The sequence below is a fragment of the Pseudomonas sp. 22072 genome (genome assembly GCF_052046095.1).
Taxonomy (GTDB): domain Bacteria; phylum Pseudomonadota; class Gammaproteobacteria; order Pseudomonadales; family Pseudomonadaceae; genus Aquipseudomonas; species Aquipseudomonas paracarnis.
The window spans coordinates 46,587-67,154 of the sequence record NZ_JBQEQE010000013.1; the positions used below are offsets into that span (position 1 = coordinate 46,587).

General features: G+C 60.9%; 17 protein-coding genes. 10 read left to right on the forward strand and 7 right to left on the reverse strand.

Annotated features, from left to right (window positions below):
* Window positions 1–125: 125 nt before the first annotated feature.
* The 9 genes from ACTJLA_RS15235 to pcaC all read left to right on the forward strand — a co-directional run bounded on the left by ACTJLA_RS15235 (window position 126) and on the right by pcaC (window position 8,355).
* The gene (locus ACTJLA_RS15235; protein ID WP_197880252.1) at window positions 126–983 is read left to right on the forward strand and encodes a CoA transferase subunit A; all 858 of its coding nucleotides are present in this window, start codon (window positions 126–128) and stop codon (window positions 981–983) included.
* Window positions 983–1,762, forward strand: a complete 780-nt coding sequence (locus ACTJLA_RS15240) for a CoA-transferase subunit beta (RefSeq protein ID WP_003189301.1) — start codon at window positions 983–985, stop codon at window positions 1,760–1,762. Before ACTJLA_RS15235 ends, ACTJLA_RS15240 begins: the two co-directional genes overlap by 1 nt.
* Complete coding sequence (gene pcaF, locus ACTJLA_RS15245) at window positions 1,759–2,961, forward strand: 3-oxoadipyl-CoA thiolase (RefSeq protein ID WP_314549666.1); 1,203 nt, start codon at window positions 1,759–1,761, stop codon at window positions 2,959–2,961. Before ACTJLA_RS15240 ends, pcaF begins: the two co-directional genes overlap by 4 nt.
* Window positions 2,962–2,982: 21 nt before the next feature.
* Window positions 2,983–3,687, forward strand: a complete 705-nt coding sequence (gene pcaH, locus ACTJLA_RS15250) for a protocatechuate 3,4-dioxygenase subunit beta (protein ID WP_019817832.1) — start codon at window positions 2,983–2,985, stop codon at window positions 3,685–3,687.
* 1 nt (window position 3,688) lies between these two features.
* On the forward strand, window positions 3,689–4,255 hold the full coding sequence (gene pcaG / locus ACTJLA_RS15255) for a protocatechuate 3,4-dioxygenase subunit alpha (RefSeq protein ID WP_314549334.1): 567 nt from the start codon (window positions 3,689–3,691) through the stop codon (window positions 4,253–4,255).
* Window positions 4,256–4,473: 218 nt separating this feature from the next.
* Window positions 4,474–5,769 (forward strand): MFS family transporter, encoded by a 1,296-nt coding sequence (locus tag ACTJLA_RS15260; protein ID WP_032893116.1) that lies wholly within the window; start codon window positions 4,474–4,476, stop codon window positions 5,767–5,769.
* Between the two features lie 10 nt (window positions 5,770–5,779).
* Window positions 5,780–7,144, forward strand: a complete 1,365-nt coding sequence (locus ACTJLA_RS15265; RefSeq protein ID WP_072446863.1) for a 3-carboxy-cis,cis-muconate cycloisomerase — start codon at window positions 5,780–5,782, stop codon at window positions 7,142–7,144.
* Window positions 7,145–7,154: 10 nt separating this feature from the next.
* The gene (pcaD, locus tag ACTJLA_RS15270; RefSeq protein WP_314549341.1) at window positions 7,155–7,946 is read left to right on the forward strand and encodes a 3-oxoadipate enol-lactonase; all 792 of its coding nucleotides are present in this window, start codon (window positions 7,155–7,157) and stop codon (window positions 7,944–7,946) included.
* Window positions 7,947–7,956: 10 nt separating this feature from the next.
* Window positions 7,957–8,355, forward strand: coding sequence for a 4-carboxymuconolactone decarboxylase (gene pcaC, locus ACTJLA_RS15275; RefSeq protein ID WP_054898418.1), 399 nt, complete (start codon window positions 7,957–7,959; stop codon window positions 8,353–8,355).
* Here pcaC and ACTJLA_RS15280 read toward each other — a convergent pair.
* The 6 genes from ACTJLA_RS15280 to ACTJLA_RS15305 all read right to left on the reverse strand — a co-directional run bounded on the left by ACTJLA_RS15280 (window position 8,352) and on the right by ACTJLA_RS15305 (window position 18,255).
* Entirely contained in the window at window positions 8,352–9,965 is a 1,614-nt protein-coding gene (locus ACTJLA_RS15280) for a M91 family zinc metallopeptidase (protein ID WP_054898419.1), read from the reverse strand. The two genes, pcaC and ACTJLA_RS15280, sit on opposite strands and share 4 nt — an antisense overlap.
* 108 nt (window positions 9,966–10,073) lie before the next feature.
* Window positions 10,074–10,973 carry a polysaccharide deacetylase family protein gene (locus ACTJLA_RS15285; RefSeq protein ID WP_089041254.1) on the reverse strand — a complete coding sequence of 300 codons (900 nt, stop codon included), beginning with the start codon at window positions 10,971–10,973 and terminating at the stop codon, window positions 10,074–10,076.
* Window positions 10,974–11,055: 82 nt separating this feature from the next.
* Entirely contained in the window at window positions 11,056–12,306 is a 1,251-nt protein-coding gene (locus tag ACTJLA_RS15290; protein ID WP_019817827.1) for an OprD family porin, read from the reverse strand.
* Window positions 12,307–12,487: 181 nt separating this feature from the next.
* Window positions 12,488–13,945 carry an AdeC/AdeK/OprM family multidrug efflux complex outer membrane factor gene (gene adeC / locus ACTJLA_RS15295; protein ID WP_127881201.1) on the reverse strand — a complete coding sequence of 486 codons (1,458 nt, stop codon included), beginning with the start codon at window positions 13,943–13,945 and terminating at the stop codon, window positions 12,488–12,490.
* A complete protein-coding gene (locus ACTJLA_RS15300; protein ID WP_057975640.1) occupies window positions 13,942–17,103 on the reverse strand; it encodes an efflux RND transporter permease subunit in 3,162 nt (1,053 codons plus the stop codon). The genes adeC and ACTJLA_RS15300 overlap by 4 nt, the downstream gene beginning before the upstream one ends.
* Before the next feature lie 3 nt (window positions 17,104–17,106).
* A complete protein-coding gene (locus tag ACTJLA_RS15305; protein ID WP_014717303.1) occupies window positions 17,107–18,255 on the reverse strand; it encodes an efflux RND transporter periplasmic adaptor subunit in 1,149 nt (382 codons plus the stop codon).
* A gap of 265 nt (window positions 18,256–18,520) precedes the next feature.
* Between ACTJLA_RS15305 and ACTJLA_RS15310 the strand changes: the two genes are divergently transcribed.
* Entirely contained in the window at window positions 18,521–19,153 is a 633-nt protein-coding gene (locus ACTJLA_RS15310) for a TetR family transcriptional regulator (protein WP_034125975.1), read from the forward strand.
* Window positions 19,154–19,496: 343 nt separating this feature from the next.
* Here ACTJLA_RS15310 and ACTJLA_RS15315 read toward each other — a convergent pair whose 3' ends face one another.
* Window positions 19,497–20,552, reverse strand: coding sequence for an alkene reductase (locus ACTJLA_RS15315; RefSeq protein ID WP_054921969.1), 1,056 nt, complete (start codon window positions 20,550–20,552; stop codon window positions 19,497–19,499).
* Window positions 20,553–20,568 lie beyond the last annotated feature (16 nt).

Below are 20,568 nucleotides of genomic sequence, written 5' to 3' on the forward strand. Positions count from 1 at the left end.
AATCGGTTCGATAATCGAACGCTCAGTCGATTATCGGATTGTTCGGTCCATTTCCCCGGCTTAATCTTCAAGCACTTCGGCGCCACCTCAGCGCCTTTTTCGATCAACACCGGGAGCCCAACCCCATGGCTGAAATCCTCACCCTGCGTGATGCGGTCAAGCGCTTCGTGAACGACGGCGATACCGTCGCCCTCGAAGGCTTCACCCACCTGATCCCTACGGCCGCAGGCCATGAAATCATTCGTCAGGGCAAGAAAGACCTGACGCTGGTGCGCATGACGCCTGACCTGATCTACGACCAGTTGATCGGTGCCGGCTGTGCGCGCAAGTTGATTTTCTCCTGGGGCGGCAACCCGGGCGTGGGTTCCCTGCATCGGCTGCGCGACGCGGTAGAGAAACAATGGCCGCAAGCGCTGGAGATCGAAGAACACAGCCACGCCGACCTGGCCAATGCCTACGTTGCCGGTGCCTCCGGCCTGCCGTTCGCGGTGTTGCGTGCCTACGCCGGTTCCGACTTGCCCAAGGTCAACCCGCTGATCAAGACCGTCACCTGCCCCTTCACCGGCGAAGTGCTGGCGGCGGTGCCGTCGGTGCGTCCGGACATTACCGTGATTCATGCGCAGAAAGCCGACCGCAAAGGCAACGTGCTGCTCTGGGGCATTCTCGGGGTGCAGAAGGAAGCGGCCCTGGCGGCCAAGCGCTGCATCGTCACCGTCGAGGAAATCGTCGACGACCTGAATGCGCCGATGAACAGCTGCGTGCTGCCGACCTGGGCGCTGACAGCGGTGTGTCACGTACCCGGTGGTGCCCATCCGTCCTACGCGCACGGCTACAACGAGCGGGATAACCGTTTCTACCAGGCGTGGGACCCGATTGCCCGCGACCGTGGCACCTTTACCGCCTGGATCGACGAATACATCCACGGCACTGCCGACTTCAGTGAATTCCAGGCCAAGCTGGCCGCCGTGCAGGAGGCTAAGTAATGGCTTATTCCACCAATGAAATGATGACCGTCGCCGCCGCACGCCGCCTCAAGAACGGCTCGGTGTGCTTCGTTGGCATCGGCCTGCCATCCAAGGCGGCCAACCTGGCGCGCCTGACGTCTTCGCCGGATGTGGTGCTGATCTACGAGTCGGGCCCGATTGGGGCCAAGCCCAGTGTGTTGCCGCTGTCCATCGGTGATGGCGAGCTGGCGGAGACCGCCGACACCGTGGTGCCCACCGGTGAGATCTTTCGCTACTGGCTGCAGGGCGGGCGCATTGATGTCGGTTTTCTCGGCGCGGCCCAGGTCGACCGTTTCGGCAATATCAACACCACCGTGGTCGGTGATTATCACCAGCCCAAAGTGCGTTTGCCGGGTGCCGGTGGCGCGCCGGAAATCGCCGGTTCGGCCAAGAGCGTGTTGATCATCCTTAAGCAATCGTCCCGTTCGTTCGTCGACAAACTCGATTTCATCACCTCTGTGGGGCACGGCGAAGGTGGCGACTCACGCAAGCGTCTGGGCCTGCCCGGCGCCGGCCCGGTAGGCATCATTACCGACCTATGCATCATGGAGCCGGAGGAGGGCAGTCATGAGTTCGTGGTCACTGCGCTGCATCCGGGCGTAACCCGCGAGCAAGTGGTCGCCGCCACCGGCTGGGCGATTCGCTTTGCCGACCAGGTGAGCACCACCGCTGAACCCACCGAGACCGAACTGACCGCCCTGCGTGACCTCGAAGCGCGCACCGCGGCTGCCCACGGCCAAGCACCGGGAGAAGCCTGATGCGCGAGGTTTTTATCTGTGATGCCATTCGCACACCTATCGGCCGTTTCGGCGGTGGCCTGTCCACGGTGCGTGCCGACGACCTGGCGGCGCTGCCGATCAAGGCGCTGATCGAGCGCAACCCGTCGGTGGACTGGAGCGCCGTAGACGAAGTCTTCCTCGGCTGCGCCAACCAGGCCGGTGAAGATAACCGCAACGTGGCACGCATGGCGTTGCTGCTGGCGGGGCTGCCGGAAAGTATTCCTGGAGTGACCCTCAACCGCCTGTGCGCCTCGGGCATGGATGCCATCGGCACCGCTTTTCGTGCGATTGCCAGTGGTGAAATGGAGCTGGCGATTGCCGGTGGCGTCGAATCGATGTCCCGCGCTCCGTTTGTGATGGGCAAGGCCGACGCGGCGTTCTCGCGCAACATGAAGTTGGAAGACACCACCATTGGCTGGCGCTTTATCAACCCGCTGATGAAGGCCCAGTACGGCGTGGATGCCATGCCGCAGACGGCCGATAACGTGGCCGATGACTATCAGGTTTCCCGCGCCGACCAAGACGCTTTCGCCCTGCGCAGCCAGCAACGCACCGCCGCTGCCCAGGCCGCCGGGTTCTTTGCCGAGGAAATCGTTCCGGTGCGGGTTGCCCATAAAAAAGGCGAAATCCTGGTGGAACACGATGAACACCCACGGGACACCACGTTGGAAGCCCTGGCCAAGCTCAAGCCGGTCAACGGCGCGGACAAGACCGTCACTGCTGGCAATGCCTCGGGCGTCAACGACGGCGCCGCCGCGCTGATCCTCGCCAGCGCCGAGGCCGTCAAGCAACACGGCCTCACCGCCCGCGCCCGTGTGCTGGGCATGGCCAGTGCTGGTGTAGCCCCGCGCGTGATGGGCATCGGCCCGGTGCCGGCGGTGCGCAAACTGGTGGAGCGCCTTGGGTTGGCGGTCACCGACTTTGATGTGATCGAACTCAACGAAGCCTTCGCCAGCCAAGGCCTGGCGGTGCTGCGCGAGCTGGGTATTGCGGACGATGCGCCCCAGGTCAACCCCAACGGCGGCGCCATTGCCCTCGGCCATCCCTTGGGGATGAGTGGTGCGCGGTTGGTACTGACGGCCCTGCACCAATTGGAAAAAACCGGCGGCAGCAAAGGCCTGGCGACCATGTGCGTGGGCGTCGGCCAAGGCTTGGCCCTGGCGATTGAACGCGTCTGATCAATAAAAGAGGATTGCTCCATGAGTGACAAGCCCGGTTACCGGCGCCCGCAAGCGGGCACTCAACCTGATTACCTGCACCCGGCCTACCAGTCGACGAACCTGCGTTCGCCGTCCCAGCCTTTGGTGTTCCTGCCCCATTCCTTGTCGGAAATCACCGGCCCGACCATCGGCGCCGAACGTATCAATGAGAAGGACAACGACCTGACGGCCCAGCACGAGGGCGAGCCGCAAGGCGAGCGCATCATTATTCATGGCCGTGTGCTGGACGAAAACGGCCTGCCAGTGCCGGGCATCCTCGTGGAGATCTGGCAGGCCAATGCCGCCGGCCGCTACAACCACAAGCGCGACCTGCACGATGCACCCCTGGACCCGAACTTCACCGGCACCGGGCGCACCGTCACCGACGCCGATGGCTGGTACCAGTTCCAGACCATCAAGCCCGGCGCCTACCCGTGGGGCAACCACCACAACGCCTGGCGCCCGGCGCATATCCACTTTTCGCTGTTTGGCCCCAGCGTGCTGACGCGCCTGGTGACGCAAATGTATTTCCCGGGTGACCCGTTGCTGGAGTACGACCCGATCTACAACTGCGTGCCGGATACCAGCGCCAAGCAACGCTTGATCGCTAGCTTCGACCTGGAAAAAACCATTCCTTCCTATGCCCTCGGCTACCGCTGGGACATCGTCCTGCGCGGCCGCGACGCCACGCCGATGGAGAAATGAGATGACACTCAACGCGACCACGTCCCACACCGTCGGGCCGTATTACCACATTGGCCTGACCTGGCTGAACCGTGAAGACCTGACCGTCACCGCCACCCTTGGCGAACGCGTGACGATCAGCGGGCAAGTGGTGGACGGCAATGGTGATGTCGTCAACGACGCCATGCTGGAAGTCTGGCAGGCCAACGCCGTCGGCAAATATGCTCACCCCGAAGACGAGCAGGACAAAGCGCTCGACCCGAACTTCGAAGGCTTCGGCCGCGTGCCGGTGGATGCCGAAGGGCGTTTTCGTTTTACCACCATCAAGCCGGGCAGTGTGCCGGGGCTCAAGGGCACCACTCAGGCGCCGCATTTGGTGGTGCTGGTGTTTGCCCGTGGGTTGGTGAAGCACTTGCTGACGCGGATTTATTTTGACGGTGAGGCCTTGAACGGCGATGACCCGTTGCTGGCGTGTGTGCCGGCAGAACGTCGTGGCACCTTGATTGCCCAGGCGGATGCGGCAGGGGTATATCAGTGGAATGTGATTTTGCAGGGCACAGATAAGGAAACGGTGTTCTTCGACTATTGAGTTGGCTGTTGACGATCGTTCCCACGCTCTGCGTGGTAATGCATCCCGTGACGCTGCGCGTCACCCGCGAACGGCAGGACGCGGAGCGTCCCATGCGGCATTCCCACGCAGAGCGTGGGAACGATCATCCAGGCTCCACCTATCCAAAAGTCTGCTTGCGGAACAGGGTTGTTGCAAAGTATGTCTAGGCTATAACCGTTCCCACTGAGTAAAAAAACATGACAACAAAAACCAGCCACTACACCGGAGAAGAACGCAGCAAACGGATCTTTGCGATTGTCGGTGCGTCCTCCGGCAACCTGGTCGAATGGTTCGACTTCTACGTCTATGCCTTCTGCGCGATTTATTTTGCCCCGGCGTTTTTCCCCTCGGATGACCCCACGGTGCAGTTGCTCAACACCGCCGGTGTGTTTGCCGCCGGGTTCCTGATGCGACCGATCGGTGGTTGGTTGTTTGGCCGGGTGGCCGACAAGCACGGGCGCAAGAACTCGATGATGATCTCGGTGCTGATGATGTGCGGCGGCTCTCTGGTCATCGCCTTCCTGCCCACTTATAACGACATCGGTGCCTGGGCCCCGGCGCTGCTGTTGGTGGCACGACTGTTCCAGGGCTTGTCGGTGGGCGGCGAATACGGCACCACGGCCACCTACATGAGTGAAGTCGCGCTCAAGGGCCAGCGTGGCTTCTTTGCTTCGTTCCAGTACGTGACCCTGATCGGCGGCCAGTTGCTGGCGGTGCTGGTGGTGGTGATCCTGCAACAGATCCTCACCGAAGAAGAACTGCGTGCCTGGGGCTGGCGCATCCCGTTTGTGATCGGCGCCATAGCCGCCGTGATCTCCCTGCTGCTGCGTCGCACCCTGAAAGAAACCACCAGCAAGGAAATGCGTGAAGACAAGGACGCCGGCAGTATCGTCGCGCTGTTTCGCGACCACGGCAAAGCTTTCATTACGGTGCTGGGCTACACCGCCGGCGGCTCGCTGATTTTCTATACCTTCACCACCTACATGCAGAAGTACCTGGTGAACACCGTCGGCATGCACGCCAAGACGTCGAGCTACATCATGACCGGCGCGCTGTTCCTGTACATGTGCATGCAGCCGTTGTTCGGCATGTTGGCCGACAAGATCGGCCGGCGTAATTCGATGCTCTGGTTTGCCGGCCTTGGCACGCTGTTCACTGTGCCGATCCTGTTGACCTTGAAAACCGTGACCAGCCCGTTTTTGGCATTTGTGCTGATCACCCTGGCCTTGGCGATTGTCAGCTTCTACACCTCCATCAGCGGCCTGGTCAAAGCGGAGATGTTTCCGCCGCAGGTGCGTGCCTTGGGCGTAGGCCTGGCCTATGCGGTGGCTAACGCGGTGTTTGGCGGTTCGGCAGAAGTGGTTGCGCTGAGCCTCAAATCCATCGGCATGGAAAACACCTTTTATTGGTACGTCACCGCGATGATGGCGGTGGCCTTCCTGTTCAGCTTGCGCCTGCCGAAACAGGCGGCGTACCTGCATCACGATCTGTAAGGGATGAGTTATGACGTTGCGCACGAGCAATCAACTGTTCGACGCTTATTTCACTGCTGACAGCATGGCCGAGGTGTTCTGTGACCAGGGGCGCTTGCAGGGCATGCTGGATTTCGAAGCCGCACTGGCCCGGGCGCAGGCCCGCGTAGGGTTGATTCCCCAGGCCGCCGTCGCACCGATTGCCCAGGCGTGCCTGGCGTCGCTGTATGACGTGGATGCCCTTGGCAGCGCAATTGCCACGGCGGGCAACTCAGCGATTCCTTTGGTGAAGGCGTTGGGCAAGTTGATCGCCAGTGAGGACGCTGACGCCGAGCGTTATGTGCACCTGGGCGCAACCAGTCAGGATGTGATGGACACCGGCCTGGTGCTGCAACTGCGCCGTGGGGTGGAATTGATCGAGGCCGACCTGGCTCGCCTGGGGGAGGTGTTGGCCGCCCAGGCCCAGCGTTACGCCACCGTGCCGTTGGCCGGGCGCACCTGGTTGCAGCACGCGACGCCGGTCACCCTGGGGATGAAAATCGCCGGTTGGCTGGGCGCGGTGACGCGCAGTCGCCAGCGTCTGGCCGAGTTGAAGCCGCGCCTGCTGGTGCTGCAATTTGGCGGCGCCTCGGGCACCTTGGCCGCGCTCGGCGAACACGCCATGCCTGTGGCCGAGGCCTTGGCCGCCGAGTTGCAACTGGGCTTGCCGGAGCAACCCTGGCACACCCAGCGTGACCGCCTGGTGGAGTTTGCCTGCCTGCTCGGTCTGATCGCCGGTAGCCTCGGCAAGTTGGGCCGCGATATCAGCCTGTTGATGCAGACCGAAGCGGCGGAGGTGTTCGAGCCTTCGGCGCCGGGCAAGGGCGGTTCGTCCACCATGCCGCACAAGCGTAACCCGGTGGGCGCCGCGGTGCTGATCAGCGCAGCCACCCGCGTACCCGGCCTGGTGGCGACAATGTTCAGCGCCATGCCCCAGGAGCACGAACGCAGCCTGGGCTTGTGGCACGCCGAATGGGAAACCTTGCCGGAAATTTGCCGCCTGGTATCCGGTGCCTTGCATCAGGCAATTCTGGTCAGTGAAGGGCTGGAGGTGAATGCCGAACGCATGGCACAGAACCTCGACCTGACCCAAGGCCTGGTACTGGCCGAAGCGGTGAGTATCGTGCTCGCCCAACGCTTGGGCCGTGACACCGCGCACCATCTGCTGGAACAGTGCTGCAAACGTGCGGTCGCCGAGCAGCGCCATTTGCGCGCGGTACTGGCGGATGAGCCGCACGTCACCGCCGAGCTGTCGGCGGCTGAACTGGATCGCCTGCTCGACCCTGCCCACTACCTAGGCCAGGCGTCTACCTGGGTCACGCGTGCGGTGACCGAACATTTTGCTTTGACTGCCTGAGGAGAACGCTGTGGCTTTTGTACAACTCGCCGAGGGCGAACTGCATTACCAACTCGAGGGGCCCGCCGACGCACCGGTATTGGTGCTGTCCAATTCCTTGGGTACCGACCTGCATATGTGGGACATCCAGATACCGGCTTTTACCGAGCATTTTCGTGTGCTGCGATTCGACACCCGTGGCCACGGCCAATCCCTGGTGACCGCGGGGCCTTACAGCATCGAGCAACTGGGCCGAGACGTGATCGCGCTGCTGGATGCGCTGGATATCCAGAAGGCGCATTTTTGCGGACTGTCCATGGGTGGCTTGATCGGCCAATGGCTGGGCATTCATGCCGGCGAGCGCCTGCAACGCCTGGTGGTGTGTAATACCGCGGCCAAGATCGGCACGCCCGAGGTGTGGAACCCGCGTATCGAAATGGTCCTGCGTGATGGCGCAGCCGCGATGGTGGCGCTGCGCGATGCGTCGATTGCGCGCTGGTTCACCGCGGATTTCGCCGCTGCCAACCCGCATCAGGCCAAGCAGATCACCGACATGCTCGCGGCCACGTCACCCGAGGGGTATGCCGCCAACTGCGGCGCCGTGCGCGATGCGGATTTTCGTGAGCAATTGTCCTCGATCAAGGTGCCGACCCTGGTGATTGCCGGCACCGAAGACGCGGTGACGCCGCCAGCCGGCGGCCACTTTATCCAGAGCCATGTGCAGGGTGCCGAGTATGCCGAGTTCTATGCGGCGCACCTGTCCAACGTTCAGGCCGGTGCTGCGTTCAGCGACCGGGTGATCGAATTTCTGCTGGCCCTCTGAGGAGCTATTTGTGGACGAGAAACAACGTTATGCCGAAGGCCTGCAGGTGCGCCGCGAAGTACTGGGCGATGCCCATGTCGACCGCAGCCTCAATGCCCTGACCGAGTTCAACAGCGAGTTCCAGGAAATGATCACCCGCCATGCCTGGGGTGACATCTGGACCCGCCCCGGCCTGCCTCGGCATACCCGCAGCCTGATCACCATCGCGATGCTGATCGGCATGAACCGCAGTGAAGAACTGAAACTGCACCTGCGTGCCGCCGCCAGCAACGGCGTGACCCGCGCCGAGATCAAGGAAGTGCTGATGCAGAGTGCGATTTACTGTGGGATCCCGGCGGCGAATGCGACGTTTCACTTGGCTGAGTCAGTGTGGGATGAGTTGGGAGTTGAGTCGCGGGGCGCGGTCTAGATGTATTCCGTACGTAGTGGGCGGCGCATTTCTTCCTTCAGTGCATTTTCAGTAAATGCAGGGGGGTTGCTTGTCGTGGGCTCGGTTGCACGATGATCGTCAAAATCGAACGATAATGCATCTGTAGGCAAGCCTACTGCTTGACGTTCGTCGTTGGGCTCGCCCTCAGGATTCTCGTCTATGACTGTTTGACCTTCGAGGAAGGTACCCGTGGCCCCATTGTAGGCGTGGGCCATTTCATGGAATAGGACGTTGACCGGAGCAGTTTCGTCATTAGGCACGAAGGAGGGGTTGTATTGTAATTGTGCGCCCGTCGCGAAGGCGCCACGTTGATTGTGAGCAATGTAGCCCTGGGCTGCTGGTTCAAGGGTCTCCAGGGATTTACCTGTAGCCAGGTGGTTGCGCACCGCTGCGTTATTAAAAATGTAAAAGCCGTTATCATCAGCCGTTTCAGTGATGCGCACCGGAGAGTCATTGCGCTGGGCCGAGTTATCGGCAGTGCTTAACATTTTTTTGCCTGGCAGGGACATTCTCAGCAGTTCCATGTCGTCCTCTACGTATTGTATGAACTCGGGAGAGCCTTCAACGACATAGCCACTTTTTCCTGCTTCGCGGTATTGCGTGTGAATGAGCGTGGAACCTGGCGTGCGGTGAATCTCGTCCGAAGGCTTGGCATAAATGACGGTGTCATCGCTATTGGACCTGACAATATTTTTGTCGCGCCCGGTATAAATCGTGGCAGGGCCCTGCGTGACTATCAGGTTTTCACCTTTGCCTCCATGCATGACTATCGGGTTTGGGGAGTCATTGCTGGTGCTAATCATAAAGTCGTGACCGTCACCACCGTCCATGTAGATATGGCGATCAGCAGAACCCTCTCCTGACTGCATGCGGTCATTACCGTTGTTTCCCTTGAGAATGCCACTGCCGGAGCCTGCGATGAGTAAATCGTCGCCATCATCACCAAATGCGATGCCGACGCCGCTGCCCAGTTTTAGCCAGTCGTTCCCTGCGCCTCCGTATAGACGCGTATTACCCGAGCCAGCACGGGCATAATCATTGCCCTCGCCCAGTTCAATGCGAATGTCGTTATTAACGTCTGGGTGGATCACAACGCAGTCATCGCCGCCTTTGGTTTTTATGCGCAGGGGCTGGATTTCAGTTCCGTCAGAGGAGCGAGCAAGACTCAGTTGATACGGTATGTTATTGATGGTGGCGACCAGACTGTCGTCCGGGCCTTTTTTGATAATGACCTTATCGGCACGGTCAGTTGTCTCGATTACACATTCATTACCAGCAGCCCCTATCGGCTCGCCGTTTTTGCTTAAGTAGGTTATCTCCTGATAGATCTTTACGTTCGCGTCATGACGCAACACATCAGTGTTGATGTATTTTTTTTGGGTTGTGTCTAGTGGGTCCTGATCAGGTGTGAGCCTGGAATGGCTGGAAAAGTACAGGAAATCCACTGTCCTGTCCGGTCCTACATACCCGGCAGATTTAGCGTTGATCTGGATGGGTGGTCGCGGTGAGGTTGTGCTGGAAGGTGCCTCCACGGGCGCCATGGGTTGTGGATTGACGGCGTATGCGCCAGAAAGCGAAGACGTATTCATGTGGGTCATCTCATTGTGTGTTGACCCTGAGTGGTGGTGCTGGAATTGAGGTTCCCGACAGCAGGTGGGCGGGGACGGCAGCAGATGTTATCCGTTGTTGCGACGAGGTTAATGAGAGTCTGCGTCCCACACCAGATTCCAAATCCCAGGCAAATGCACTGGGTCGTCCACATTTTTCACGGTTCGCGCAATCGCCGCGCGCTCAACCTGGGCCGTGTCGGTGTAGAACGGCTCGGCAGCGGTCTTCAAACCGTTGACCCGCGCGCTGTCCATCAGGATCTGCAAATACTCCTGCATATGCCGCGCGGTGTAGCGATTGATGTCATGGAAGGTCACCACCACCGGGATCACCCCCTCCACCGTTGGCAGCTCACCCAAGGCGATGCGTTCGCGCACCACCGACAGTTGCCGATACAGGTTGGCCCGCCGACGCGGGCTGGCGTTGAAGCCCCAGATCTTGCCGTCATTGGCACTCAGGTCCGTCAGCAGAACGTGCATGCCGTGGCGTTGGTAGGCGGCGAAGGTGCGCTTGTCGTAGTTCCAGAAGGGTGGGCGTACCAGCACGGGGGGCGCGCCCGTGATGGCGGCAATGTCTGCGGCCCCTTCGGTAAGGGTGTGTTCCAGGGTGGCGTCGTTCAGCCAGCGATGATTGGTGTGAAACGCCGTGGCGGTGTGAAAGGCCAGGACATGGCCGGCGGCGAATTCGCGTTCCATGGTCTTGCGCCCCCGGGCACTGCCGCCGGAGCGAGCGGCTTCGGTCTGCAGGAAGAACACCGCCTTGATTCCCGGCAGCACCGGGTTGTTGGCCAGGTCCGCCACTACCGAACGGCTCGGATTGTTGTAGCCCGAGGCGCTTGGGCCGTCATCGAAGGTCAGCAAAAAGCGGATCGGCGCCTGGGCCAGCAGGCGCTGTTCGGTCTGTGGCGTCAGGGCGATGGGGGCGCTGATGCAGCCCCCCAGGCTCAAGGCCAGGGCAAACAGTGCGATTGCTGTAGCGAAGGATTTCATGCCGTGCAGGGCCCGAGTAAAGGCCGCTGCTGGGGGGATCAGCAGCGGCAGGCGCGCACCATACAGTAAGTGCTATGCCGGTTTACAGCAGACTGATCGGATAGCTGACGATCAACCGGTTCTCATCGAACTCGTTGTTGCTGTAGTCCCTGCGCATGCTCGAATTGCGCCAGCGCACGTTGAGGTTTTTCAGCGTGCCGCTTTGCACCGTATAGCCTACTTCGGTCTCGCGGCCCCACTCCTTGCCGTCGGTGATGGTGCCGGTGTGCACGTTGCTGCCGCTGATATAGCGGTTCATCAGGGTCAGGCCCGGTACACCGAGGGCGGCGAAGTTGTAGTCGTGGCGAACCTGCCAGGATTTTTCCTGTGCGTTGTCATAGCTGGAGTTGTAGCTGTCGTTGGCCAGGGTGCCGCCGCTGGTGCCGTTGACGCGCATCCAGGCACTGTCGCCGGTGAGTTTTTGCAGGCCGACGTAGAAGGTGTTGCCGCCGTACCTGGCCGAGAACAAACCAGACCAGGTTTTGTTGTCCAGGTCCCCGGCACGGGCGCTGCCGTCGTCCTTGCCGTAGAAGAAGCCCAGGTTGGCGCCCAGGGTCCAGTCGCCCACAGGCTGGCTGTGGATCAGATTGACGAACTGCTGGCTGTAGATGTCCTTGAGCTGGGCATTCCACACGCCGACTTGGGTGCGTTTGTCGTTGAACGCGTATTCGGCGCCCTGGAAATTGAAACGGTCGGAGGTGAAGGCGGTTTTGCCGAACATCGACATGTCGCTCATGCTGCCGTCGTCCCGCGGGCTGTTGGCGCGGAATTGGCCGCCATAGAGGGTCAGGCCGTCGATTTCCTTCGAGGTGATCTGCCCACCACGCAGGGTCTGTGGCAGGGAGCGGCCATCGTCGGAACGCAGGATCGGCAGCACCGGCATCCATTCGCCCACCTTCAACTCGGTCTTGGAAAAGCGCGCCTTGAATGCCACGCCCAGCCGACCAAATTCATCGGCTGGCCGACCGTCATGGTCCAGCGGCAGCAACTGCGTGCCGCCCGTGCCACGCCCGCCATCAAGCTTGAGCGAGTACAAGCCCAGCACATCCACACCAAAACCGACTGTGCCTTGGGTGAACCCGGACTTGGCGTCGAGAATGAAACTTTGCGTCCACTCCTGCGCGCCACCCTGAGCCTTCGTAGGATTGGTGTAGTTGCGGTTGAAGAAGAAATTACGCAGGTTGAGGTTGGCGCTGGCGTCTTCGAGAAAGCCGTGATCCTGGGCGAGAACGGGCAGGGCAGAACTGGCGACAGCAGCCGCCAGCAACAGCTGGCGCGGTTGGAAAGTGCTCATGGTGTGGACCTGTTGTTATTGGGTTTATGCAGGTGGCGGCCATGGTGCGCGGCGGTGCGGGGGCGATGAAAGTGGGGGAAGGCGGGTTGTGGGCGATGATCGAACGTAAGTTGTACGGGCAACAATGCAGGCATAAAAAAACCGCTTCCGGTGAGGGAAGCGGTTTTTCACACCCGCGCTATCAGAACAACTTCAACGGCGGTGCTTCTTCTTTCAATGGCTCGTTCTTCGCAGTCTGCTCGTTCCAGCCACCGCCGAGGGCCTTGTACAGGTTGACCTCGCTGGTGAGCTGCGCCAGGCGATCGGTGATCAGCGATTGCTGGGCACTGAACAGTTGGCGCTGGGCGTCGAGGAAGGTCAGGTTGCTGTCGACACCAATGCGGTAGCGACGCTCGGCCAGGCGGTAGTAATCCTGGTTCGCCTCGACGAAGCCGCGTTGGGCATCCAGTTGCTGTTTGTAGGTCGCACGCGCGGCCAGGCCGTCGGAGACTTCCTGGAAGCCGGTCTGGATGGCCTTCTCGTAGTTGGCCACGTTGATCTCTTTCTGGATCTTCGAGTAGTCCAGGCTTGCGCGCAGGCTACCGGCGTTGAAGATCGGGATGTTGATCTGCGGGGCAAACGCCCAGGTCCCCGAACCGCCTTTGAACAGGCCACCCAGGGTAGGGCTGGCAGTGCCGGCGCTGGCGGTCAGGCTGATGCTCGGGAAGAACGCCGCACGGGCCGCGCCGATGTTGGCGTTGGCGGCCTTGAGGTTGTACTCGGCCTGCACAATGTCGGGACGACGTTGCAGCAGGTCCGATGGCAACCCGGCCGGCACTTCGCTGAGCAGGTCATCGGACAGCGGTTTGCTGGCGATATTGGCCGGCAGGCCGGTGCCCAGCAGCAGGGTCAGGCTGTTTTCGTCCTGGGCCACCTGGCGGGTGTAACGCGCCAGTTGCACACGGGCGTTTTCCACCGAGGTGCGTGCCTGGCTGAGGTCGAGGGCCGAGGCCACGCCGACTTCATTGCTGCGCGAGGTGAGCTTGTAGCTTTGCTCGAACGCGGCCAGGGTGTCCTGGGTCAGCTTGAGCAGCTCCTTGTCGGCCTGCCAGGTCAGGTAGGCATTCGCCACGCTGGCCACCAGGCTGATTTGGGTGCTGCGGCGCGCTTCTTCAGTGGCGAAGTACTTCTGCAGCGCTTCTTCACTGAGGCTGCGCACGCGGCCGAACAGGTCCAGCTCATACGAACTGATGCCAAGGCCCGCCGAGTACTGGCTGGCGATGGTCGATTCGCCGGTCTGCGACAGCTTGGCCGGGGTGCGCGAACGGCTGCCGTTACCGGTGGCCGATACCGCCGGGAACAGGTCGGCACGCTGGATCTGGTATTGCGCTGCATAGGCGTCGATGTTCAGCGCCGCGACACGCAGGTCACGGTTGTTCACCAACGCGGTCTGGATCAATTGCTGCAGGGCAGGGTCATGGAAAAACTGCTTCCAGCCTTGCTCGGCAGCGGCCTGGCTCGGCGCCTGGGCCGACGAATACGCCGGCCCCTGCGGGAACTGCGCGGCCACCGGCGCTTCGGGACGCTGATAGTCAGGTATCAGCGAGCAGCCACTGAGCACGAATGCGGTGACGGCTAGGGAAAGTAGCGACTTGCTCATTGGCCAGCCTCTTTAGGAGTTTCAGTAGTGTCTTTCTTTTTGCGTTCGCCAGCGGCGGACACGGTTGCGTAGAACAGTGGCACCCAGAAGATCGCCAGCACAGTGGCCGTGATCATACCGCCGATAACGCCGGTACCGATTGCGTGCTGGCTGCCTGAACCGGCGCCGGTGGAGATTGCCAGCGGCAATACGCCGAGCATGAACGCCAACGAGGTCATGATGATCGGGCGAAGACGCATGCGGGATGCTTCGATAGCCGCCTCGACGATGCCTTTGCCTTGCTCATGCAGTTCCTTGGCGAATTCCACGATGAGGATGGCGTTTTTCGCCGCCAGGCCCACCGTCACCAACAGGCCCACCTGGAAGAACACGTCGTTGGACAAACCGCGCATGCTGGTGGCGATCAGTGCACCGATCACACCCAGAGGTACAACCAGAATCACCGCGATCGGGATCGACCAGCTTTCGTACAGTGCTGCCAGGCACAGGAACACAACCAGCAGCGACAGTGCGTACAGCGCTGGCGCCTGGGAACCGGAAAGGCGTTCTTCGTACGACAGGCCTGTCCAGGCATAACCGATACCGGCCGGCAGTTCTTTGGCAATGCGTTCGACTTCGGCCATCGCATCACCGGTACTGTAGCCCGGTGCCGGGGTACCGAGGATTTCCATCGCCGCTACACCGTTGTATCGCGAAAGCTTGGGCGAACCGTAGATCCACTTGCCCGACGAGATGGCGGACAGCGGCACCATTTTCCCGTCGTTGCTGCGCACGTACCATTTGTCCAGGTCTTCGGGCGACATCCGGCTGGCGGCGTCGCCTTGTACATACACCTTCTTCACGCGACCACGGTCGATGAAGTCGTTGATATAGCTACCACCCAAGGCAATGGCCAGGGTCTGCTGGATATCCGCCAGGCTGATGCCTTGGGCACTGGCTTTCTCGTCGTCAACGGTCAGCTCGTACTGCGGCTCGTCGTTCACGCCGTTAGGACGCACGCCGGCCAGCACCTTGCTTTGTGCCGCCGCACCCAGGAACTGGTTACGTGCAGCCATCAGCTTGTCGTGGCCGACGCCACCCTGGTCTTGCAGGAACACGTCGAACCCCGTGGCGTTACCCAACTCCAGCACCGAAGGCGGCACGATGGCGAAAACCATGGCGTCCTTGAAGGCCCCGAAGAAGTAACCCTGGGCACGCTTGGCCACTTCGAACACCGACTGGCTCGAATCACGCTCATCCCACGGCTTGAGCATCACGAACGCAAGCCCGGAGCTCTGGCCACGACCGGCGAAGTTGAAGCCGTTCACGGTAAACACCGACTTCACCGCCTTGCCTTCGCCTGGCTCGCCTTCCTTGTCGTTCAGCAGGAAGGCGCGCATGTCGTCGACGACTTTCTGCGTGCGCTCAGCCGAAGCACCGACCGGTGTCTGCACCTGGGCGAAGATCACACCCTGGTCTTCCTCAGGCAGGAACGCGCTTGGAATACGGGTGAACATCCAGATCATGCCGGCCAGGATCAGCGCATACACCAGGAATGCCGGGATCTTGTGCTTGATCATGCCGCCCACGCCGCGCTCGTACTTGAGTACGCCACGGTCGAAGGTGCGGTTGAACCAGCCGAAGAAGCCGCGCTTGGGCTGGCCGTGTTTTTCCGGATCAATCGGCTTGAGCATGGTGGCGCACAAAGCCGGGGTGAAGATCAGGGCAACCAGCACCGACAACGCCATCGCCGAAACGATGGTGATGGAGAACTGCCGGTAGATCACACCGGTGGAACCACCGAAGAACGCCATCGGCAGCAGTACCGCCGACAGTACCAGGGCAATACCCACCAGGGCACCCTGGATCTGGCCCATGGACTTGATCGTTGCTTCCTTGGGCGACAGGTGCTCCTCGGCCATTACCCGTTCGACGTTTTCCACCACGACGATGGCATCGTCCACCAGCAAGCCGATGGCCAGGATCATGCCGAACATGGTCAAGGTGTTGATGGTGAAGCCGCACGCCGCCAGGATCCCGAAGGTACCCAGCAATACCACCGGTACGGTCATGGTAGTGATGATGGTGGCACGGAAGTTCTGCAGGAACAGGAACATCACCAGGAACACCAGCACGATTGCTTCGACCAGGGTGTGAACCACACCGGAGATCGATTCGGTCACGACCGGGGTGGTGTCATACGGCACCACCGCCTTCATGCCAGGCGGGAAGAACGGCTCCAGGGACTTCACTGTTTCGCGGATGGCCTTGCCGGTGTCCAGTGCGTTGGCACCGGCCGCCAGCTTGATCGCCATACCCGAAGCCGGCTTGCCGTTGAACTGTGCACTGATGCTGTAGTTCTGGCCGCCCAGTTCGATGCGCGCGACGTCACCCAGGCGAACCTGGGAGCCGTCGGTGTTCACCTTCATCAGAATCTTGGCGAATTCCTCGGTGCTTTGCAGGCGCGTCTTGCCGATGATCGTGGCGTTCAGCTGGGTGCCTGGCAGGGCTGGCAGGCCGCCCAGTTGGCCGGTGGCCACCTGCACGTTCTGGGCCTTGATGGCATTGCTGACGTCCACTGGCGTGAGCTGGTAATTGTTCAGTTTGGCCGGGTCGAGCCAGATACGCATGGCGTACTGCGAACCGAACACCTGGAAGTCACCCACCCCCGCGGTACGCGAGATCGGGTCCTGGATGTTGGACACGATGTAGTTGGAGAGGTCGTCCTTGGTCATGCTGCCGTCTTCCGACACCAGACCGATCACCATCAGGAAGTTCTTCACCGACTTGGTCACGCGGATACCCTGTTGCTGCACTTCTTGCGGCAGCAGTGGGGTGGCCAGGTTCAGCTTGTTCTGTACCTGGACCTGAGCGATATCCGGGTTGGTACCCTGGTTGAACGTCACGGTGATGGTCATGCTGCCGTCGGAGTTACTGTCCGAAGAGACATAACGCAGGTTGTCGATACCGTTGAGCTGTTGCTCGATGACCTGCACCACGGTGTCCTGCACGGTTTGTGCGGACGCGCCTGGGTAGGTCACCTGGATATCAATGGCCGTTGGCGCAATGGCCGGGTATTGGTTGATGGGCAACTTCAGGATCGAGAGTGCCCCGACCAGCATGATCACCAGGGCAATTACCCAGGCGAAAATGGGACGGTCGATAAAAAATTTCGACATGGATTACTCCCCTTGACCAGCAGCGGCAGCAGGCGCTGCGGCAGTACCGGCGGGTTTAGCGTTGGAGGCTTCCGTGACCTTCACCTCGGCGCCTGGCTTGACGTACTGCAAGCCTTCGGTGATGACGCGATCACCGGCATTGAGGCCTTTTTCCACCAGCCAGTAGGCACCGGCGGTACGGTTGGCAACCAGTTCGCGTTGCTCGACCTTGTTGTCCTTGTTCACGATCAGCGCTGTCGGAATGCCACGCAGGTCACGGGTCACGCCTTGTTGCGGAGCCAGGATGGCCTTGCTGTTCACACCGGCCAGCAACTGGGCGTGTACGAACATGCCCGGCAGCAGCACGTGGTCAGGGTTGGGGAACACGGCGCGCAGGGTCACGGAACCGGTGGTCTGGTCGACCGACACTTCGGAGAACTCCAGCTTGCCGTCCTGGGCGTAGGCCGTGCCGTCTTCCAGGGTCAGCTTGACCTTGGCAGCGTTGTCGCCGGCTTTTTCCAGTTGGCCGCTGGCCAGGTCGCGACGCAGCTTGAGCATTTCAGCCGAAGATTGCGTGACGTCGACGTAGATCGGGTCCAGTTGCTGGATCACCGCCATGGCGTCGGCCTGGCCATTGCTGACCAGTGCGCCTTCGGTGACCGAAGAACGGCCAATACGCCCGGAGATCGGCGCGTACACCTTGGTGTAGCGCACGTTGATCTGGGCAGTTTGAACGTTTGCCTCGGCAGTCATGCGGTTGGCAACGGCGGTGTCGTATTCCTGACGGCTGACGGCTTGCTCCTCGACCAATTGCTTGTAGCGATCGGTGATGGACTTGGTCTGGGTCAGGCTCGCCTGTGCGCTTTTGAGCGTGGCTTCATACACCGACGGGTCGATCTGGTAGAGCTGTTGCCCTTCCTTCACGTCGGCGCCTTCCTTGAACAGGCGCTTGAGAATGATGCCGTTGACCTGCGGCCGGACTTCCGCAATGCGAAAGGCCGTGGTGCGGCCTGGCAGCTCGGTGGTCAGGGTATAGGCTTGCGGTTGAATGGTGACCACGCCGACCTGAGGGGTTTGAGCGGGCGGTGCCGCTTCTTCCTTTTTACATCCGCTGAGCAGCGATGCCAGGGCGACGGCAGTGACCAGAGCGGTAACAGCTGGCTTAAGTTGCATGAAGATCCTCGGGTCAGGCGCGCAGAGTGCGCACAAGAAGTGTGGAAGGGTAAAAAACAAGCCGTGAGTGGATAAGTAGCTTGCTACGCAATATACTTACGTTCATGGTTGTTTGTAAACTCTTGACAGGCTTCGCGCAATGTTGACAAAGCACCGCCGCAAGCCTCGATTCTAGTACGTTCGGCGCCCATGACGGCGTCGTCCCACAATTATTCAGATGACGGTCAAGTACCGTCCACAGTGTCCCGATTGAGGTTTTACTGCCATGGTTCGTCGCACCAAAGAGGAAGCTCAGGAAACGCGCAGCCAGATTCTCCAAGCCGCCGAGCAAGCCTTTTATGAGCGTGGCGTAGCGCGTACCACCCTGGCGGACATCGCCGCGTTGGCGGGCGTGACGCGTGGGGCAATCTATTGGCATTTCAGCAATAAGTCCGATTTGCTCCAGGCCTTGCTCGATACGCTGCACGAACCCTTGGACGAATTGGCCCGGGCGAGTGAAAGCGAGGATGAAGTCGACCCGCTGGGCTGTATGCGCAAGCTGCTGATTCATCTCTACCATGAAGTGGCCCTGGACCCGAAAACCCGGCGCATCAACGAGATTCTGTTTCATAAGTGCGAGTTCACCGATGAAATGTGTGACATGCGCCGCCAACGCCAGACCCACAGCCTGGAATGCAACCTGCGTATCAGCCTGACGTTGCGTAACGCGGTTCATCGCGGGCAACTGCCTGAAAATCTCGACACCACCCGTGGGGCTGTCTGCATACATGCCTTCATCCACGGTTTGATCGGCCAGTGGCTGCTGGTCCCCGATAGCTTTGAACTGCACCAGGACGCCGAGCGCTGGGCTGATATAGGGCTGGACATGCTGCGCCTGAGCCCCAGCCTGCGCAATTGAAACAAAATGCGTAATTGCAACCCGTTGTGTCAACAGTAAAGCCTAAGGACGGTCAATCGTCCTTCTGGCTGATTTGTGGGGTGACTTTATATACGGCCTGGCGGGCGGTTGATAGGTAGCCGGCTAAGTATTTTGTAGCGATATTGTTGCCGTTCTGTGAAGCGATGTTTCCAGGGGGGCTACAGACAGGCACAAATGTGGGAGGGGACTTGCTCCTGACACTGTAGGAGCGAGCTTGCTCGCGAAAAACTTCAACGATAACGCGTGCTTCCTGAGTGAACGCGGCGCCTGTTAGTTTCTCGCGAGCAAGCTCGCTCCTACAGCATTGGGTTTGCGGGTTAGGTTAGATCGGCAGCGTCGGGTAGTCGATGTAACCCACCGGGCCTTTGCCATAGAAAGTTTCAGGGTGCGGCTCGTTCAACGGCGCATCGGCCTTCAGTCGCGCCGGCAGGTCCGGGTTGGCGATAAAAGGAATACCAAAGGCCACTGCATCCGCCTTGCCCGCCGCCAGCCAGGCGTTGGCGCTGTCTTTGGTGAAACGTTCGTTGGCGATGTATACGCCGCCGAAGGCTTTTTTCAGCTGTGGGCCGAGGCTATCCGCACCTTCTTTTTCGCGGGAGCAGATGAAGGCGATGCCGCGCTTGCCCAGTTCGCTGGCGACGTAGGTGAAGGTCTCGGCGAGGTTGTCGTCGCCCATGTCATGCGCGTCAGCACGCGGTGCCAGGTGCACGCCCACGCGGCCGGCGCCCCAGACTTCGATGGCGGCGTCGGTGACTTCCAGCAACAGGCGCGCACGGTTTTCCAGGGAACCACCGTACTGGTCGGTGCGCTGGTTGGTGCTGCTCTGCAGGAACTGGTCAAGCAGGTAGCCGTTGGCGCCGTGGATTTCCACGCCGTCGAAACCGGCGGCCTTGGCGTTCTCGGCGCCGGTGCGATAAGCGTCGACGATGTCGGCGATTTCAGCGGTTTCCAGGGCGCGCGGGGTTGGGTAGTCGGCCAATGGGCGAACCAGGCTGACGTGGCCTTTAGCCTGGACCGCACTCGGAGCCACCGGGGTTTCCCCGTTCAGGTAGGACTCGTGGGAGATGCGGCCAACGTGCCACAACTGCAGGAAGATCTTGCCGCCCGCGCCATGCACTGCCTTGGTGATGTTGGCCCAGCCGCGCACCTGATCGTTGGACCAGATGCCGGGGGTGTCCGGGTAGCCCACGCCCATGGGCGTCACGGAAGTGGCTTCGCTGAGGATCAGCCCCGCGGACGCGCGTTGCACGTAGTACTCGGCCATCAGCGCGTTGGGCACGCGCCCGGCGTCTGCGCGGCAGCGGGTCAGCGGCGCCATGATGATGCGGTTCGACAGTTGCACGTCGCCCAGTGTGATCGGATCGAAAATAGTCGTCATGGAAAAAACACCTTCT

Excerpts from the sequence above, each read along its gene's own strand:
- ACTJLA_RS15315 (WP_054921969.1), bottom strand. The coding sequence starts at position 20,552 with ATGACGACTATTTTCGATCCGATCACACTGGGCGACGTGCAACTGTCG.
- ACTJLA_RS15285 (WP_089041254.1), bottom strand. The coding sequence starts at position 10,973 with ATGAAATCCTTCGCTACAGCAATCGCACTGTTTGCCCTGGCCTTGAGC.
- ACTJLA_RS15280 (WP_054898419.1), bottom strand. The coding sequence starts at position 9,965 with ATGAATACGTCTTCGCTTTCTGGCGCATACGCCGTCAATCCACAACCC.
- ACTJLA_RS15260 (WP_032893116.1), top strand. The coding sequence starts at position 4,474 with ATGACAACAAAAACCAGCCACTACACCGGAGAAGAACGCAGCAAACGG.
- ACTJLA_RS15290 (WP_019817827.1), bottom strand. The coding sequence starts at position 12,306 with ATGAGCACTTTCCAACCGCGCCAGCTGTTGCTGGCGGCTGCTGTCGCC.
- ACTJLA_RS15310 (WP_034125975.1), top strand. The coding sequence starts at position 18,521 with ATGGTTCGTCGCACCAAAGAGGAAGCTCAGGAAACGCGCAGCCAGATT.
- ACTJLA_RS15305 (WP_014717303.1), bottom strand. The coding sequence starts at position 18,255 with ATGCAACTTAAGCCAGCTGTTACCGCTCTGGTCACTGCCGTCGCCCTG.
- pcaG (WP_314549334.1), top strand. The coding sequence starts at position 3,689 with ATGACACTCAACGCGACCACGTCCCACACCGTCGGGCCGTATTACCAC.
- ACTJLA_RS15265 (WP_072446863.1), top strand. The coding sequence starts at position 5,780 with ATGACGTTGCGCACGAGCAATCAACTGTTCGACGCTTATTTCACTGCT.
- ACTJLA_RS15235 (WP_197880252.1), top strand. The coding sequence starts at position 126 with ATGGCTGAAATCCTCACCCTGCGTGATGCGGTCAAGCGCTTCGTGAAC.
- ACTJLA_RS15300 (WP_057975640.1), bottom strand. The coding sequence starts at position 17,103 with ATGTCGAAATTTTTTATCGACCGTCCCATTTTCGCCTGGGTAATTGCC.
- adeC (WP_127881201.1), bottom strand. The coding sequence starts at position 13,945 with ATGAGCAAGTCGCTACTTTCCCTAGCCGTCACCGCATTCGTGCTCAGT.
- pcaH (WP_019817832.1), top strand. The coding sequence starts at position 2,983 with ATGAGTGACAAGCCCGGTTACCGGCGCCCGCAAGCGGGCACTCAACCT.
- ACTJLA_RS15240 (WP_003189301.1), top strand. The coding sequence starts at position 983 with ATGGCTTATTCCACCAATGAAATGATGACCGTCGCCGCCGCACGCCGC.